15 protein-coding genes and 2 pseudogenes are annotated in these 14827 nt (G+C 61.3%); 7 read left to right on the plus strand and 10 right to left on the minus strand.

Going from position 1 to position 14827, the window contains the following annotated elements:
- Positions 1–12 precede the first annotated feature (12 nt).
- Entirely contained in the window at positions 13–2685 is a 2673-nt protein-coding gene (gene acnA / locus ASE66_RS30550) for an aconitate hydratase AcnA (protein WP_057193731.1), read from the minus strand.
- 444 nt (positions 2686–3129) lie between these two features.
- Here acnA and ASE66_RS30555 point away from each other — a divergent pair, with 444 nt between their 5' ends.
- From ASE66_RS30555 to ASE66_RS33575, 4 genes are read left to right on the plus strand one after another with little or no spacing between them, the layout of a single operon-like run.
- Entirely contained in the window at positions 3130–4569 is a 1440-nt protein-coding gene (locus ASE66_RS30555) for an ATPase domain-containing protein (RefSeq protein ID WP_057193732.1), read from the plus strand.
- A gap of 26 nt (positions 4570–4595) precedes the next feature.
- Entirely contained in the window at positions 4596–5612 is a 1017-nt protein-coding gene (locus ASE66_RS30560) for a sensor histidine kinase (RefSeq protein ID WP_057193733.1), read from the plus strand.
- A gap of 6 nt (positions 5613–5618) precedes the next feature.
- A complete protein-coding gene (locus ASE66_RS33570) occupies positions 5619–5843 on the plus strand; it encodes a hypothetical protein (protein WP_244495128.1) in 225 nt (74 codons plus the stop codon).
- Positions 5840–5998, plus strand: coding sequence for a response regulator (locus ASE66_RS33575; protein WP_244495129.1), 159 nt, complete (start codon positions 5840–5842; stop codon positions 5996–5998). Before ASE66_RS33570 ends, ASE66_RS33575 begins: the two co-directional genes overlap by 4 nt.
- 134 nt (positions 5999–6132) lie before the next feature.
- Here ASE66_RS33575 and ASE66_RS31800 read toward each other — a convergent pair.
- The 8 genes and pseudogenes from ASE66_RS31800 to ASE66_RS30595 form a co-directional block, all read right to left on the minus strand.
- Positions 6133–6642: pseudogene (locus tag ASE66_RS31800) on the minus strand (RES family NAD+ phosphorylase); the annotation flags it as partial.
- A complete protein-coding gene (locus ASE66_RS30570) occupies positions 6639–7028 on the minus strand; it encodes an MbcA/ParS/Xre antitoxin family protein (RefSeq protein ID WP_057193877.1) in 390 nt (129 codons plus the stop codon). The gene ASE66_RS30570 and the pseudogene ASE66_RS31800, both read right to left, overlap by 4 nt.
- A 174-nt stretch (positions 7029–7202) precedes the next feature.
- The gene (locus ASE66_RS30575) at positions 7203–7583 is read right to left on the minus strand and encodes a hypothetical protein (RefSeq protein ID WP_156412420.1); all 381 of its coding nucleotides are present in this window, start codon (positions 7581–7583) and stop codon (positions 7203–7205) included.
- A complete protein-coding gene (locus ASE66_RS30580) occupies positions 7561–7872 on the minus strand; it encodes a WGR domain-containing protein (protein WP_164470449.1) in 312 nt (103 codons plus the stop codon). Before ASE66_RS30580 ends, ASE66_RS30575 begins: the two co-directional genes overlap by 23 nt.
- 110 nt (positions 7873–7982) lie before the next feature.
- Positions 7983–8156 (minus strand): annotated as a pseudogene (gene repC, locus ASE66_RS31805) (replication initiation protein RepC); the annotation flags it as partial.
- Positions 8098–8442: a DUF1254 domain-containing protein gene (locus ASE66_RS33580; protein WP_057193735.1), complete on the minus strand. Its 345-nt coding sequence runs from the start codon at positions 8440–8442 to the stop codon at positions 8098–8100. The gene ASE66_RS33580 and the pseudogene repC, both read right to left, overlap by 59 nt.
- An 83-nt stretch (positions 8443–8525) precedes the next feature.
- Positions 8526–8738 (minus strand): hypothetical protein, encoded by a 213-nt coding sequence (locus ASE66_RS33585; RefSeq protein WP_057193736.1) that lies wholly within the window; start codon positions 8736–8738, stop codon positions 8526–8528.
- 937 nt (positions 8739–9675) lie between these two features.
- Positions 9676–10602, minus strand: a complete 927-nt coding sequence (locus ASE66_RS30595) for a phosphotransferase family protein (RefSeq protein WP_057193737.1) — start codon at positions 10600–10602, stop codon at positions 9676–9678.
- Between the two features lie 221 nt (positions 10603–10823).
- On the opposite strand from ASE66_RS30595, the gene ASE66_RS30600 reads away from it, so the two are divergent.
- From ASE66_RS30600 to ASE66_RS30610, 3 genes are all read left to right on the plus strand, one after another.
- On the plus strand, positions 10824–11648 hold the full coding sequence (locus ASE66_RS30600; protein WP_413814305.1) for an APH(3')-II family aminoglycoside O-phosphotransferase: 825 nt from the start codon (positions 10824–10826) through the stop codon (positions 11646–11648).
- A 572-nt stretch (positions 11649–12220) separates the two neighbouring features.
- Entirely contained in the window at positions 12221–12460 is a 240-nt protein-coding gene (locus ASE66_RS30605) for a DUF2171 domain-containing protein (protein WP_057193738.1), read from the plus strand.
- A gap of 44 nt (positions 12461–12504) precedes the next feature.
- Positions 12505–14292 (plus strand): thiamine pyrophosphate-requiring protein, encoded by a 1788-nt coding sequence (locus tag ASE66_RS30610; RefSeq protein ID WP_057193739.1) that lies wholly within the window; start codon positions 12505–12507, stop codon positions 14290–14292.
- A gap of 284 nt (positions 14293–14576) precedes the next feature.
- Here ASE66_RS30610 and ASE66_RS34110 read toward each other — a convergent pair whose 3' ends face one another.
- Positions 14577–14819: a DUF982 domain-containing protein gene (locus tag ASE66_RS34110; RefSeq protein ID WP_082613880.1), complete on the minus strand. Its 243-nt coding sequence runs from the start codon at positions 14817–14819 to the stop codon at positions 14577–14579.
- Positions 14820–14827: the final 8 nt, after the last annotated feature.

The following is a 14827-nucleotide window of genomic DNA, read 5'->3' on the forward strand; positions in this document are numbered from 1 at the left end:
TTCTTGCGCTGTTCAGGCGTCCCGCGCTGCTGCGGGTCGTGTTTCACCGGCTGCGGTGAAAGGCGGAACGGACGCGGCGATCTGGCGTCCGAGGATCAGAGAAATGACGCCACCGGCCCGCAGCGTCTCGCATTCGAGCGCGGTCTCGATGGCGGCGTTCAGCGACAAGGTCTCGACCGAACCGCCGGCGCGATGGATGCTTGCAGCGACCGCGCAGCGCGGTGCGATCGCGTCGGGCCAGGCCTCGATCTCGATCATGTCGCCGGGAGTAAGGCCCAGCGAGGCAGGGCCAGTGCCGGGAGGAAGCTGAAGCGGCAGGATGCCCATGCCGATCAGGTTGGAGCGGTGGATGCGCTCGAAGCTGCTGGCGAGGACGGCCTTGACCCCGAGCAGCCCAAGGCCCTTGGCCGCCCAGTCGCGCGACGAGCCGGTGCCGTAGCGCTCCCCGGCGACGACTACCATCGCCTCGCCCGCGGCGCGGTAACGTTCCGCGGCGCGCCAGAGCGGGAGGATCTCTCCGGTCGGCACGTGGAGCGTCGAGCCCGGCGGCAAGCCCGATGCGAGCCCGTTCACCACCGTGCGGTTGGTGAACAGACCGCGCAGCATGACCTCCCAGTTGCCGCGGCGTGAGGCGTAGACGTTGAGGTCCTTCGGGTCCTCGCCGCGCTCGGTCAGCCACCGGCCTGCTTCGCTGCCAGCGGGGGTCTGCCCGGCCGGCGAGATGTGATCCGTCGTGATGTCGTCGCCGAGGACCAGCAGCGGGTGAGCCCGATACCGGCCGAGCCTGTGGGGCTGTTTCGCTTGCGCGAAAGGCGGCGGCCGGAGCGCGGTCGAGGCTGGGTCCCATGGAAAGAGTGGCACCGACGGCGCATCGAGGTCTGCCCAGTGGCGGCTGGTGGTCGCCTCGGCAAAGGCGTGGCCGAAGTCCGCCGGGTCGAGGGCGAGCGCTAGCGCGGCGTCGATCTCGGCTCCCGTCGGCCACAGATCGGCGAGCAGCACGGGTTCGTTGGCAGCGGTCGCGACCAACGGATCCGTCAGAATGTCGCGATCGGCGTCGCCGGCCAGTGCATAGGCGACGACAAGCGCGGGCGACGCCAGAAAACCGGCCTCGACCTGGCCATGGACGCGGCCGGGAAAGTTACGGTTACCGGACAGGACGGCGACCGGCAGGACCTGATCGGCGCGGATGGCGGCATCCATCATCGGCAAGAGCGGCCCGGAATTGCCGATGCAGGTGGTGCAGCCGTAGCCGACGATGCCGAAGCCGAGAGCTTCCAGATCCTCAAGCAGTCCGGCGCGATTGAGATAGCGCTCGGCTGCCGGCGAGCCGGGCGCGAGGGAGGTCTTGACCCAGGCCGGTGGCCTGAGCCCGATCCTGCGCGCCTTGCGTGCCACAAGACCGGCGGCCACGACCAGCCGGGGGTCGGATGTATTGGTGCAGCTCGTGATCGCGGCGATGGCGACGGGGTAGCGCGGCAGCGACGCGGGCGGCGACTTCGGTTGCGCCATCGCGGCCAGCGCAGGTGCCACCGCTTCGGGCGCGAGCAGGTCCTGCGGCCGGCTCGGGCCGGCTAAGCTGATGGCGACCGCGGCGAGATCAATCTCGACGATGTCGGTGTAGCACGGCTGCGCCTCCGGGTCGAACCAGAGCTGCTGCTCCCTCGCGTAGGCCTCGACCAACGCGATCTGCTCCGGCGATCGGCCGGTCTGCGACAGGTAGTGCAGCGTTGCTTCATCGATCGGGAAATAGCCGGTCGAAGCGCCGAACTCCGGCGTCATATTCGCGACGACGGCACGCTCGCCCCCCGAGAGGCTGGAGACGCCGGGGCCGAAGAACTCGACGAAGGCGCCGGTCACGTTGCGGGCGCGCAGGCGCTGCGTCACCGTCAGCGCGAGATCCGTCGCGCTCACGCCCTCGCGCAGCCGGTTCGTCAGGCGCACGCCGATGACATCCGGGATGCGCATCATCACCGGCACGCCGAACATCACGCTCTCGGCTTCGAGGCCTCCAACGCCCCATCCCAAAACGCCGATGCCGTTGATCATCGGCGTGTGGCTGTCGGTTCCAATCAGGGTGTCGGGCATGGCCCAGAGCCGCCCGTCGACCATGCGCGTCGTTACGACGGTCGCAAGCTGCTCCAGGTTGATCGTGTGCATGATGCCGGTGCCCGGCGGATGCACCCGCACACCGAGCAGCGCCTGCGTCGCCCATTTCAGGAAGCGGTAGCGCTCGCCATTGCGCCTGTATTCGCGCTCGATATTGACCCGCATCGCCTCCGGCGACGCCGAGAGGTCGACTCCGAGCGAGTGATCAACCGACACGTCCACTGGCAGGACCGGACTAAGGAGATCAGGGTCGCCTCCCTCTGCAGCGATCGCGTCGCGCATGGCTGCAACGTCGACGAGCGCCGGCGTGCAGGTGGTGTCGTGCATCAGCACGCGACCGGGCTGGAAGGCGATCTCTACCTCGGAGGTCCCCTGCGGAAGCCAGTCGCGCAGACCGCGAAGAGCCTGGCTGCGCTCGTCCTGCGTCTTGGGCGCGCGAATGACGTTTTCAGCAATGATGCGCAGTACGTGAGGAAGCTTAGCCCAATCGTCGCCGAACGCGCTCTCAAGATCCGCGACGACGTAGTCGCCACCTGAGAGGCGGACATTGCGGGTGGATGCAGCGAGGGAGGAAGCCATGCCTCAATATGCATAATTGCGACAATAAATGCAATATCTCGCACCGGAGTACTGGGTTCTCAGTGGTGCGGCAGTTTCTCGATTCCCCTTCTGGCCGAACGCTTCAATATTTTTAAGTGGGTGGGAAACGTCCGGAATTGGGAAGCGGTTCTACGTCGGCTATGGGCGCACTACCGAAGCAACGGATCCTCCGCAGCCGATCATAGCGAACGACCGCCAAAGACGGACTTTCCGGGATGGGCCTATCACGCGGGCCGTGGACGACCTCTGCGCTTGTAAGAGCAAAAATGGACGTCTTCCTCAGGATCGTGTCAAAAGACATAGGCGAGATCCGTCATTGATGCTGTGAGGCTGCTCACGATCGCGGAATGCGCATCTGCCTTGAGTTACTACTTGATCCGGCAGCGCGCAGCGTCGGCTCTCTGCAAACGCGAAAAGGCAGTCATGGCCAAACGGAAAAAGCAGCTCGTCGTAAGTTCCGGTATTGTCGGTCTTGACGAAATCCTTCGCGGCGGTCTCCCCGCTTCTAATCTTTATATCATGCAGGGCGCTCCAGGAGCGGGCAAGACAACTGCGGCTCTGCAGTTTCTGCGTGCCGGTGTCGATGCCGGAGAACGCTGCATTTATGTCAGCCTTTCGCAGACTGCCTCGGAACTCCAATCAATCGCCCTTTCACATGGCTGGACGCTTGATGGCATTCGCGTTGAGGAACTCTCGGCTTCGGAAGCGGTCAACGGGGCTGCGGACCAGACCATTTTCCAGACGGCAGAACTTCGGCTGGACGAAACACGCATGGCGATCGAGAGCGCAATCGAGGAGCATAAGCCCCAGCGGCTTGTGTACGATTCTTTGCTCGAAATCCGGCTGATTACTGGAGACACGCCCCGTTTTCGGCGTGAACTCATCGGCTTCAAGGCGTTTCTGGCCAAAAAGGGGATCGTTGCCCTCCTGCTGGATACCCAGACTAACGGCGGCGAGCGGAGCGGCGAGGAAATCGAGGGCATCGCGCACGGCGTAATCCGTTTCGACAAGTCGCTCGAAGAGTACGGAGCCGTGCGGCGGCGCATCGAAGTCAGCAAAATGAGAGGCGTGGCTTTCGCTGACGGCTACCATGACATGGCCATTCGCGAGGGCGAGGGCGTCGTGGTGTTTCCGAGGATTGTTCCGGGGTCCGCGGTCGAGATCGTCAAGCCTCAGCTCATCAAATCGGGGGTCGAGGCGCTCGATGAAATGTTCGGCGGCGGGCAGGAATCAGGGACGATCACGCTCGTCATCGGTCAGTCCGGCACCGGCAAATCCACGATGTCATCGCTTTACGCAACGGCCGCCCTGCAGCGAGGCGAAAGCGTTGCTCTCTTCTTGTTTGAGGAGCGTCTAGAAACCTTCTTTCGGCGTTCGGAAGGTCTCGGCATGGACCTGCGCCAGTTTCACAAGGATGGCCAACTCGTCATTTGCGATTTTAGTCCGAACGAGATTTCGCCGGGCGAGTTCGGTCAAATTGTTCAGCGGGTTGTCGCGGAAAACAAGACGCGCGTCGTCGTGATCGATAGCTTTACCGGCTACCTGAATTCGTTGCCGCATCGCGACAAGGCAGTTCGAGATATCCAGTCACTTCTAAAACATCTAGCCCGCGCGAATGTTTTGACGATGCTGATCGTCGCACAGCACGGGTTGCTGGGGCAAAATGTCGGGATAGACGTCGACGTCAGCTTTCTCGGCGATACTGTGCTTCTGCTTCGTATCATTGAGCATGAAGGTCGGCTCAGGCGGAGCATTACCGTCGTCAAAAAGCGGCACGGCCCACATGATCTCGATGTACGGGAACTCGTTATCGCTAGCGCCGGCATCTCAGTCGTTTCCTATAATCCCCTTCCCGACACGTGAGCCTCGTTGCGCCAAATAGTATTGGAATGCTCGACTGGGTGCTTATCCTGGCGCCTTATCGCAGGGACGCCTCCTATATGGAGACGCTGCTGCTCGAGCATGGGCTCCGTGCTCAGGCAGTGACCGCCACAGAACTGGCAGATCGCCTCGCGGAATTTCCCGGCGTACTCGTCGTCACGCACGAGGCCCTGAATCCGGTCGCGATTCAAGTCATTGCTCAATTCCTCCAGGACCAGCCGAACTGGTCCGAAATTCCCATTGTCGTCCTGCTCGACCGTGCAGCGCCTCAATCCCGAATCCAATCAGCGCTCGCCAGCGCTTGGCTTCGATCGCGCCAGACATTTTACCAGCGCCCCGTGGCTGCGCTTGAACTGGTCAGTGGAATTCAGTCCGCGCTTCTGACCCGGTTCCGGCAACGTGAGGTTCGGGACTACCTCGAGCGGGAAACGGAACTTCGGCTCGAACTCAATCACCGCGTGAAGAACATTCTCGCCAGCGTAATTTCGATTTTCCAGATGACGCGGCGTGGCGCGAGTTCGGCTGACGGCCTAGCGGAGGATTTTGCCGGCCGCCTGTCGGCGCTGTCGAACGTCCACTCCGTCGTTTTCAACGCCGGCGGAGAAGAAGCCCAACTGAAGGACATCATTGCCGCGACGGTTGCGCCTTATCGAGCCGAGGGAGCATCCAGCATTCACACAAGCGGCCCCGACATTTTGGTAGAGCGCGGAGTGGGCACAACATTAGCTCTGTGTCTGCATGAGCTTGCCACAAACGCGATAAAATACGGGGCTCTGTCTAACCCCGACGGCCGGATTGCATTGACCTGGGATCTCTCCGCTGGTCCCGATCCACTCCTGACAATCTCCTGGATTGAAAGCGGTGGGCCGCCCGTCATCGAGCCGTCACGCGTAGGCTACGGAACACGTTATATGCGCTCGGCGTTGACCAGCGCGTTCGGAGAGCGACCCGAGTTCGTGTTCGCTCCCGAAGGTTTTCGGTTCGCAGTGCGCGGGCCCCTGTCGCGTCTGGCACAGAAACCATGAGGGATTATGAGCGTAAAGGCGCCTCTTCGGCTGTTTTATCTGGAGGATAATCCCCTTATCGTCTTTCATGTCGAAGCCATGATCGAAGACATCGGCCACGTCTTCGCGGGCTCGCTGAGCAGCTTTGCGGAACTCAAAGCTTCGTTCAGCAAGATCGCAATGGATGGCGCATTGATCGACATCGATCTGGCCGACGGCACAACAGGCCCGAGGCCGCAGAGTGGCTGTTGAACAAGGGCATCCCGTCAATATTCGTCACCGGCCAAACCGAGATTGCCGCCAAACACGCCAATCTGTCGCTGGGCGCGATCATAAAACCCATTGCGAAAGAAGAGATGGCCGCAAAGTTGGAGCTTTTCAGGTCGGTTATTATTTCGAAAGGCTAAGGTTTACGAACTTATACCATACAGGTCGGATTTGGACCGAAACAGCCTGCCGTCTGCGGCCTAACGGATGCAGGGCGAACGGTGCTGACGGAGGCCCGCGCCGTCACTAATGGCGTGAACCGGCTGCGTGCCAAGGACAGCTGATCTTTCGGAAGTCGACCACTTGGATCGATGACGGTTACCTTGTGCGGCAATTCCGGTCCCGATTTCCACAGCACCAGATTGAGATCGTCCGCTTCGGCTCCTGGTGCAAAGCTGGGTACGCAGATACCGGCGATGCCCTGCGAGCTCAATCGACGATAGATCGACCATGACGGGGGCCGACGACCCTCGGCGAGGGCTGAAGCCCAGGCGCAGGTCATTTCATCGAAATCAACCGCGTGCTCCCGCCGACCCTGCTCGGTCGTCAGATCCGCTATATCCTCGCAGTCGATCTCGTAGGAGCACAGGATGCATGGGTCGATCCGATGCGCGAAGCCCTGATTGGCCTCCTTGATCGCCGTCATGATGCTCAAGCCGAGATAGAGCGCAGGAACCCCTTTTGGATTGAAGCGAGCGCCCCGGATCGCCGCGCCGTCCCCGGACGTCGGCTTAAAGGCCCACCGCGGATCATGCGCTCGATAGCAGGTCCCGATGAACCTCACGCAAATCCGCCGACAGCCATATGGTCGAGATAGTCCCGAACGGCCGCAGCCTTGCCATCCTTGACGAGGGCCTCGGCGGTCCGCCCGCCGAATGCCGGCAATGGCTGGGCCCGATACCAAGCCATGGCCTGTTCCTGGCCACCAGCCCATTCCGTCACGCGGCTGATGATCTCCAGCATTTCACGAAGCCGCCCCTGGGCCTTTGGCGCACTGCTGCGCTCGACCCGGTAGAGGGTCTCGCGCGCAAGACCAGCCGTGTCCGCGAGCTGGGACTTGGACATCCCAAAGCCGTCCGCGAGCTGACCGATCGCGATCCTGCCAGCCCGATCCATATAGGACAGGACCAAAGACTCACTCTGAGAGGTAGCCTTCACGGCTTGAGCCATCATCACCGCCATATCATTTGCCATATTATCTGTGCGCAATATATGGCATCCTCAGCCTCGTTACAATCCGCAGCCGGACTATCACCGTATTATCGGCGCCAGATCGCTTTGCTGAAGCACGCAAGCCGCTCTGATGATCGAAATGAGCGCATCCCGAGTGAGACGAAGGCCCCTTCAGCCACCGAGGTTCGCTGGTGCGGATGCGGTCATTGCAATTGGGACCGCTGGGCGTAGCCCCAGGCCCTGCAGGTTCAGCCAAGCCTCGATCTCGCGCGCCCGGGTCAGGCCAATACCCGGCTCCTCCAGCAACTCGCCTAGAGAATAAGCCGCGGCAATTTCGCTGAGCTTCTGACCGCGCTGTTTCAGGCTCCGACCGCCCACATGGGCATAGCGACCGTGCAAGAGCACGTTTCGGGCAACGCGTGGGAGGCGGTGGGGCATGAAGGCTACTATCGCTGCTTCATCACCACGATCAAGAAGCACGGCTGCCGCTGCGGCAAATCGCATTTCCCGCGTCTGCGGCCGTGTAACCCTAGATCTGTCGAGTTCGATCAAGATCCTCCCAACCCCTCCCCGCCTGCAGCACGATCCGATAGCCACGCTTCGTCTTTCTGAGTAGCCAATCCTCGAGCGCCTCAGCGGCTTCCTCAAGATCTCCGTAGAGATCGAGACGGCGCCGGCCAGGGCTGCCCCGCCGTCCCCATTCGCGCACCAGAGCCGCGTCGCCAAACAGCGTTGGTTCCACAGCCAGCACATAGAAACGGGCCATGTTCTGCTGCGGGTCGCTGCGATCCAACACCAGCATCTGCAGGCGGGGCGAGGTCGTCTCGATGACGCTGTCCATGCGCACATCTCGCGCCGGGTCCAAGCCCCCGTCCAACGCAAAGGTTGAATCGATCCGACGCCACTGATTCACATCGTCGATGAAACGTTCCGTTTGCGAACTCTCCGCGGTTAGACACGTTGCTTCTCGCGTTTGCGGCTGCCGATCAGCGCCATCAGCATTGGTCCGAGCGAGAATTCGCCGGCCTCGGCCCTTCGTGTCAGCCCGCATAGATAACCACCTGCACTATTGATCGCTTCGGCCCGCTGCAGAATGGCTGCCACCACAACAGCGGAAGCAGGTGGAAGCCCTTTTGGACCTCGCGGGCGGCGGGCAGGTCGGCCTCGCCGTTGACGAAGATGCGTTGCCGGCGACGGCGATAGTCGTGCGAACCTTGATCTGCTTCATCGTGGCAGGGATGGGGCCGGTGTAGTCGGGCCCCGTGACTAGGAACAGACCGGGCTCAGGCCCCTTGCTGCCGCCGATGTTGTAGACGACCTGGTCATAGTAGTCGCCGATCTGGACGATGAACCAGCGCTTCTCGGTGAGGGCCGGGACGCTGACGACGATTGGCTCGGCACTCAAGTCCATCGCCGAGTAGCCGTCGATCGAGACGTTGTTGGGCGTGTTGAGAAACTTGTCGGCGGCGTCTTCAGATCCGCGTATTTTCGGTACTAATTTAGGCCAACCCCGTTGACCTCAAGGCCTGCATAGAGGGTGTGGACCAGGTCGACGAACGGTCGGCCCCAAATCGCAGTCTGGACGCCTGCTGTGTAGACCTGCTCCTCCCGGATCTGACTGGGGGACAGCTTTGCTCTGGCATCTTGCGCATTCGCCGCGTAGGCGAACGCAACCAACACCACCGCAGCTACGACTGATTTCAACATGGGGATCTCCATGGCCGTGTCTGACGACAGCGCGGAACTGCGACTTAGGCATTACAGCGTCAATATGTAGCGACCGGAGGAGCAACGACATGCTTCCAAGCGGACCTATCGAATAGCTGCACCGGGTGGAAAGCGGTCATTTGCGTGCGAACCACAAGCGGACAGTATTCCACCGACGACACCCCGATCGAGACAGGCTGCTTCCGGCATGACTTCAGTTTGGCGTTCTCCACCCCGGGGAGCCGATATAACCCGCCCAGTCCGGATTTGGCCCGGTCTCAGCGCCTCGCGCCAACTGCGGGAACAGCTTCAGTTGAGCGATGGGAAGCCGAGCTTATGGCGCTCAGTGACGTCAGGATCTCCGCCAGCCTCGGCCGCGAGATACAACATGTATCTCTTCCGCTCTAGCGGGGTGTCGGGCGCACCGCGCTGCCCCCGTCGCTTGGCTCGAATTTCTCTCCGTCTTCGGTCGAGACACGATACTTCGGCATGTCGCACTCCCTTTGATGAGGCTTCGCGGTGTGGAACCGCAGGCAGACCTTTCGGTCCCGTCGCGCTCAAAGCTGAGGATCTGTTCGTTCATGCTACTCCCCAAGGATGACGGAACGTAATTTAACCGCTACCCTCGCCGGCGGTGCATGGTGAGGACGTTGCGGTCGTTATGGAAAAGTTGGTCGCCAATAATTTGCGCGGGATGTTGCTAAGGGTTGCGCTGGTCGTAGCGATCGGGACAGCGCTGGCGCTTCCGATACTCTGATCAGCTTTCGAGAATTGCTGAGCTGCCGACGTGCAGCAGGTCGCTGTAGGGCATGCGCCCTTCAGCGATGAGTAGCGTGGCGCAGCTTCTCGTCATCCGTTCCGCCGCGACGGAGCGATTTCGGCTGCGACTTCCGGCTGCACCGAGGCGACGCCTTCTTCGAAGCGCAGGGCGCTTAGCTCAGCTGGACATATCCCGCGCTCCAAAGGTGCTGAGGTCGGAAATTGTCTCACACCTCAAAAGGGCCCATTCAGCATCCTCGCACTCACCATTCAGCGCGCTTTGATAGAGCTGCTCCAATCCGATGCGCAGCTGATAGCCTAGGAACCGCTGCGCCCGAACAAGAGCGGGATCGCGGTGTTCAAAATATCGCGCTTGGTGCTCCATGCAGGTGAGCCACGGGCGCCAAAAGAAAATGTTGGCAAGATCGTATAGGGGGTCGCCGATGAGCGCCTCGCTCCAATCTATAACCCCAGTGATCCGACCGCCTTCGGACAGCACATTGTTGGAGCCGAAGTCGCCGTGAACCAAACGGTGCTCATCCGAATACTGACTGGCGCTGCTCAGGAGAAATTCTAAAGCGCGCGCCACCACCTTCGCCTTCTCTCCGAGGCCGAGCGCTGCCCAGTCGTATTGCATGGGATCGGCTACTGCGAGCACGAATGAGCGCCAGCTCGCAAATCGGCCAACACCGTCGGATCCGAAGGGGCCGAAACCAATCTGCTCGGGCTCAATTGACGATATTGCGGATAGGACTTCAGCAACAGGAGTCAAGACAGCCGACAGACTCGCCTCGTTCAAATCCTGCAGGGTGATGCCAGGCGCTCGGCGAGAGACGCAGTAACTTAGATCTTGATCGAAGGCGCCCACACTTACGATTTTTGGAACTGGTAATTCGGCTGAGGTAAAATTTTGATAGACGTAGGCGTCTTTGCGGAAATCTTCGATATGACCGTTTAGTCGCAGGACGTACTCACCATCACGAGCCTTGAACGCGAACGCGCGCGACTCCTCACCCTCTTTGAGTTGAACAATATTACCGACCTCGGAGAACATTCGGTTGAGGAATGATTCAATCTCAATTTTAGCGACATAAGCCTTTTTCATTTTTGCACCAGTAATCCTCGAAACGGCGGCCCAAATTCGCGTTTTGTTGCTTCCACGCCAATCATCCGGGCCACTTTCGTAAGTTGAGGATTGCTCCCTTCGGCAGTTCGCGCCGTCCGGTAGGGACGATTGCCCTCCATTGTCGACGTCTAGACGGGCGAAAATCTCGCCTATAAACCGGCCCGCTGACATTACTGACGTGGTTGGAGCAAAGCGGGATTTTGAGCAATCAGGACGGTCCAAACAAATTCCACGCCGGTGCCGAGGCGCTCATTTCGCAAGCTCCTGAGGCATGGAAAGGACGGATAGCCGAATACAGCTGGGTGCAGCAAACACTTGGCTGCTCAGACGCGGGTGTTTTTCGGCTGGTTGGAAATGGCAAGCCGCCGCTGTTCGTCAAGACCGAGCCGGCTTCTCCGATGAGTGAAGTTCCCGACGAGGGAAACCGCTTGCGCTGGCTAGCCAGCGCAGGCATCCCAGGCGCACAAGTCATTGATGAAGCGTCGGAAGCCGGGCGGCACTGGCTTTTGCTGAGCGCGGTTCCTGGCTTAGACCTGCTTTCGGCCAGCTTAGAGCCCCTAAAGAAGATGGAGGTCATCGCAGACGCGCTCCGACTCCTGCATCGCCTCGACACGGCCTCTTGCCCCTTTGATCATAGAGCTGAACATCGCATCCAACGGGCTCAGGCGCGTATGTTAGCGGGGCTAGTGGATGAAGACGATCTCGATGAAGAACACCAAGGTCTCCTTCCAATTGACCTGTTCGCTCGGTTGAAAGCCCGCCAGCCCACGCACGAAGATTTGGTAGTGACACATGGTGACGCTTGCCTACCAAACATCATGGTCGATGGGGGCAAATTCTCGGGCTTCATCGATTGTGGCCGACTGGGTGTGGCTGACCGATATCAAGATCTGGCTTTGACCACGCGCGACATCGCCGAGGAATTAGGCGACGACTTTGTCAAGCCGTTTCTTGAACGGTACGGAGTTGCGCATCTCGATCCGGACCGCGTCGCATTTTATCGCCTGTTGGATGAGTTCTATTGAGGCTAATTGCTCCGCACGGCACGTAACCCCGAGGCGGCATGAAGCCTCCTTTGATGATCAATATCGCCCTTCCGAGGGACGGCGGTCGATCTCGCGCAGGTCTCGGCTCACGGCGCAGAAGTTTTCGGCCGCCGCTTGGTGGCGCCGCCAGGCTTCGATCGGCTCCTTTGCAGGCTGCATGGTACTCCACTGCTTGTGAGGGGCGTCGATCGCTACACGATCGTCGGGATCAAGCCCTGCGGCCCGGCACATGGCACGTGCTATGATTTCGACGCGCTCTGGGACTCCCGCCATTGCAACTATTCCTCGCTACTGAGTCAATTTAGCCCCCCAGTTCCACCATCGAGCGCTCTGACAAAGCCGACGTCTACGGCAAAAGACACGATTGCCTTCGGACGAAAGGATCACGCTTGCGATCACATCAGCGGGCTTGGATGTCGCGCGCGCGGTCGTAGCCCTCGGAAGGAATCAAGACCGCTCGGACCGACGATCGCGTACCGGAACATCCCGCCATGCCACCCGTTCCCCGTTCCAACAGTCCGCGCGGCACGCGCCGAAATGGAGGACGCCCAATGATGCATGTGGACCAGATTCGCGAAGGCCTGCAGGTGGTCGGTTCCGACCAGTGCCATGTCGGCACGGTCGATGCTCTCACGGGGCAGTTGCTGAAGCTCAAGAAGAACGATCCGGCCTCGGGCGGAACCCACCACTACCTCGATATCGGCCTGATCGCCGACATCGAAGGTGACACGATCAAGTTGCTCGTCACGGCGGATGACGCCAGGCAGCGCTGGTCGGACGAGAGCGACTAGGCCTTCTCTCGTTCCACAGTTTCAGCTCTTCCGCGGAGGCCACGATGGCAGAAAACGTCGCCGACTTCATCTGGAACCGCCTGCATGATTGGGGCGTGCGCCGCGTCTACGGCTATCCGGGCGACGGGATCGGCGGCCTTATCGCGGCGCTCCAGCGACAGGACGGGCGGATCGCCTTTGTGCAGGCGCGTCATGAAGAGACGGCGGCGCTGATGGCCTCGGGCGAGAGCCGCTTCACCGGCGAGGTCGGAGTCTGCATCGCGACGTCTGGCCCCGGAGCCGTGCATATCTTGAACGGGCTTTACGATGCCCGCCTCGATCATCGTCCTGTGCTGGCCTTGGTCGGGCAGCAGGCTCGCAGTGCGATGGGAGCGCACTATCAGCAGGACCTCGACCTGCAGAGCCTCTTCAAGGATGTCGCTGGCGCCTACGTCGAAACGGCGAGCGTTCCGGAACAAGTTCCACATCTGATCGATCGCGCCTATCGCATCGCCAAGGCCGAGCGACGCGTCACCTGCGTGATCCTGCCGAACGATCTGCAATTGCAGGAGATGCGGCAACCGGCTCGCGAGCACGGCATGACCTTTTCCGGCGTTGGCGTCGAGATGTCGGCGCCCGTGCCCGGCCGGTCTGCACTGCAGCGTGCAGCCGACATCCTCAATTCCGGCGAGAAGGTTGCGATGCTGGTCGGTGCTGGTGCGATAGGCGCTACCGACCAAGTATTGGCTGTCGCCGAGACGCTGCAGGCGGGCATCGCGAAGGCCTTGCTCGGCAAGGCCGCCGTGCCGGATGACGTCGCCTTCTGCACGGGCTCGATTGGGCTGCTCGGCACGAAGGCCAGTTGGGAGTTGATGCAGGGCTGCGACACGTTCCTCATGGTCGGCTCCGGCTTCCCCTATGCCGAGTTCCTGCCCAAGCCCGGTCAGGCGAGAGGCGTTCAGATTGACGTCGACGCGGGCATGCTCGGCCTGCGCTACCCGATGGACATCAATCTGATCGGGGATGCTACCGCAACGCTCACAGCCCTGCTTCCGCTGCTCGAACAGAAATCGGCGCCGGACTGGCGTGCCGAGATCGAGGAGAATACCCGCAAATCCTGGGCCGAGCTTGTCGACCTGGCGGCAGTCGAGGCCGACCCGATCAACCCGCAGCAAGTTGCGCACGAGCTCTCCGCGCGGCTGCCTGAAGCGAGCATCGTCACAGCCGACAGCGGCACGACCACGGTCTGGTACGCGCGCAATCTGCGCTTTCGCGCCGGAATGATGGGCTCCGTTTCGGGCACGCTCGCAACCATGGGATGCGCTGTACCGTACGCGATCGCTGCGAAGTTCGCGTACCCGGAGCGCCCGGTCGTCGCGCTTGTCGGCGACGGGGCCATGCAGATGAATGGTCTCGGCGAACTCGTCACGATCGCCAAGTACTGGCGCGATTGGAGCGACCCGCGCCTTATCGTCATGGTGCTCAATAATCGCGAACTGGCCTATGTGACCTGGGAGGAGCGCATACAGGCCGGGGACCCGAAATGGCCTAGCAGCCAGCATCTGCCGGACCTGCCCTATGCCGACATCGCCCGACTAATGGGCCTCGATGGCGAGCGCGTTACCGAGCCGAGCGAAGTCGGCCCGGCTTGGGATCGGGCGCTCGCTGCCGAACGCCCCTTCGTCCTGGATATGGTGACCGACCCCGACATTCCGCCGTTGCCGCCCCATATCACGTTCGAGCAAGCGCGTGGCTTTGCGGGTGCACTTGCTGCCGGCGACCCTGCCGCGGGCAGCGTGCTGGCAAAGACGGCGCGCTCGGTGTTGACGACCTTGCTGCCAGGGCGAGGCTGAGGAGATCAGACAGGTCAGTGGTCGTAATGCTCGCATCGCTCGACTTCTTGCAAAGCCTCGTCGCCCTTTCCATTACGAAAGCAAGCGCAAGCTTTTGATGCGTGCGGTTGAACGACGCCATGCTCGCCTCGACTGGCCAAAATCTTGTTGAGTGACGGAATGTCGAGCTTATGGCGCCCAGTGACGGCAAGGTATCCCCCAGCCTCGGCCGCGAGGCAATGCGTGTATCTCTTCCGCTCAAGCGGTGTGTCGGCAACTGCTCCACTGGCGGGGAGAGTCAAACTTCAGGTCTCGACTCGCTTATTGGCCGCCTTCGCGGCGGCGAGGAATGCGTCTCGCGCCTCACTGGGTGGCTTCTGCCCATCTATCGCCTCAGCGCAGGCTTTGAGCGCCACTCGCCACTCTGGCCCATGCGGTGGCCAAGCGAATAGTAGCTGAGCGGCCTTCTGTACCGATTTCACCGCATGCAATCGCCCATCTCTTGTCGGTCCGATGCGGACGGGCGGGCTGAACTTGTGTTGCTCCATGAACACCT

Origin of the sequence: Allobosea sp. Root483D1, assembly GCF_001429505.1 — a bacterium.
In the GTDB taxonomy this organism is placed as follows: Bacteria; Pseudomonadota; Alphaproteobacteria; order Rhizobiales; family Beijerinckiaceae; genus Allobosea.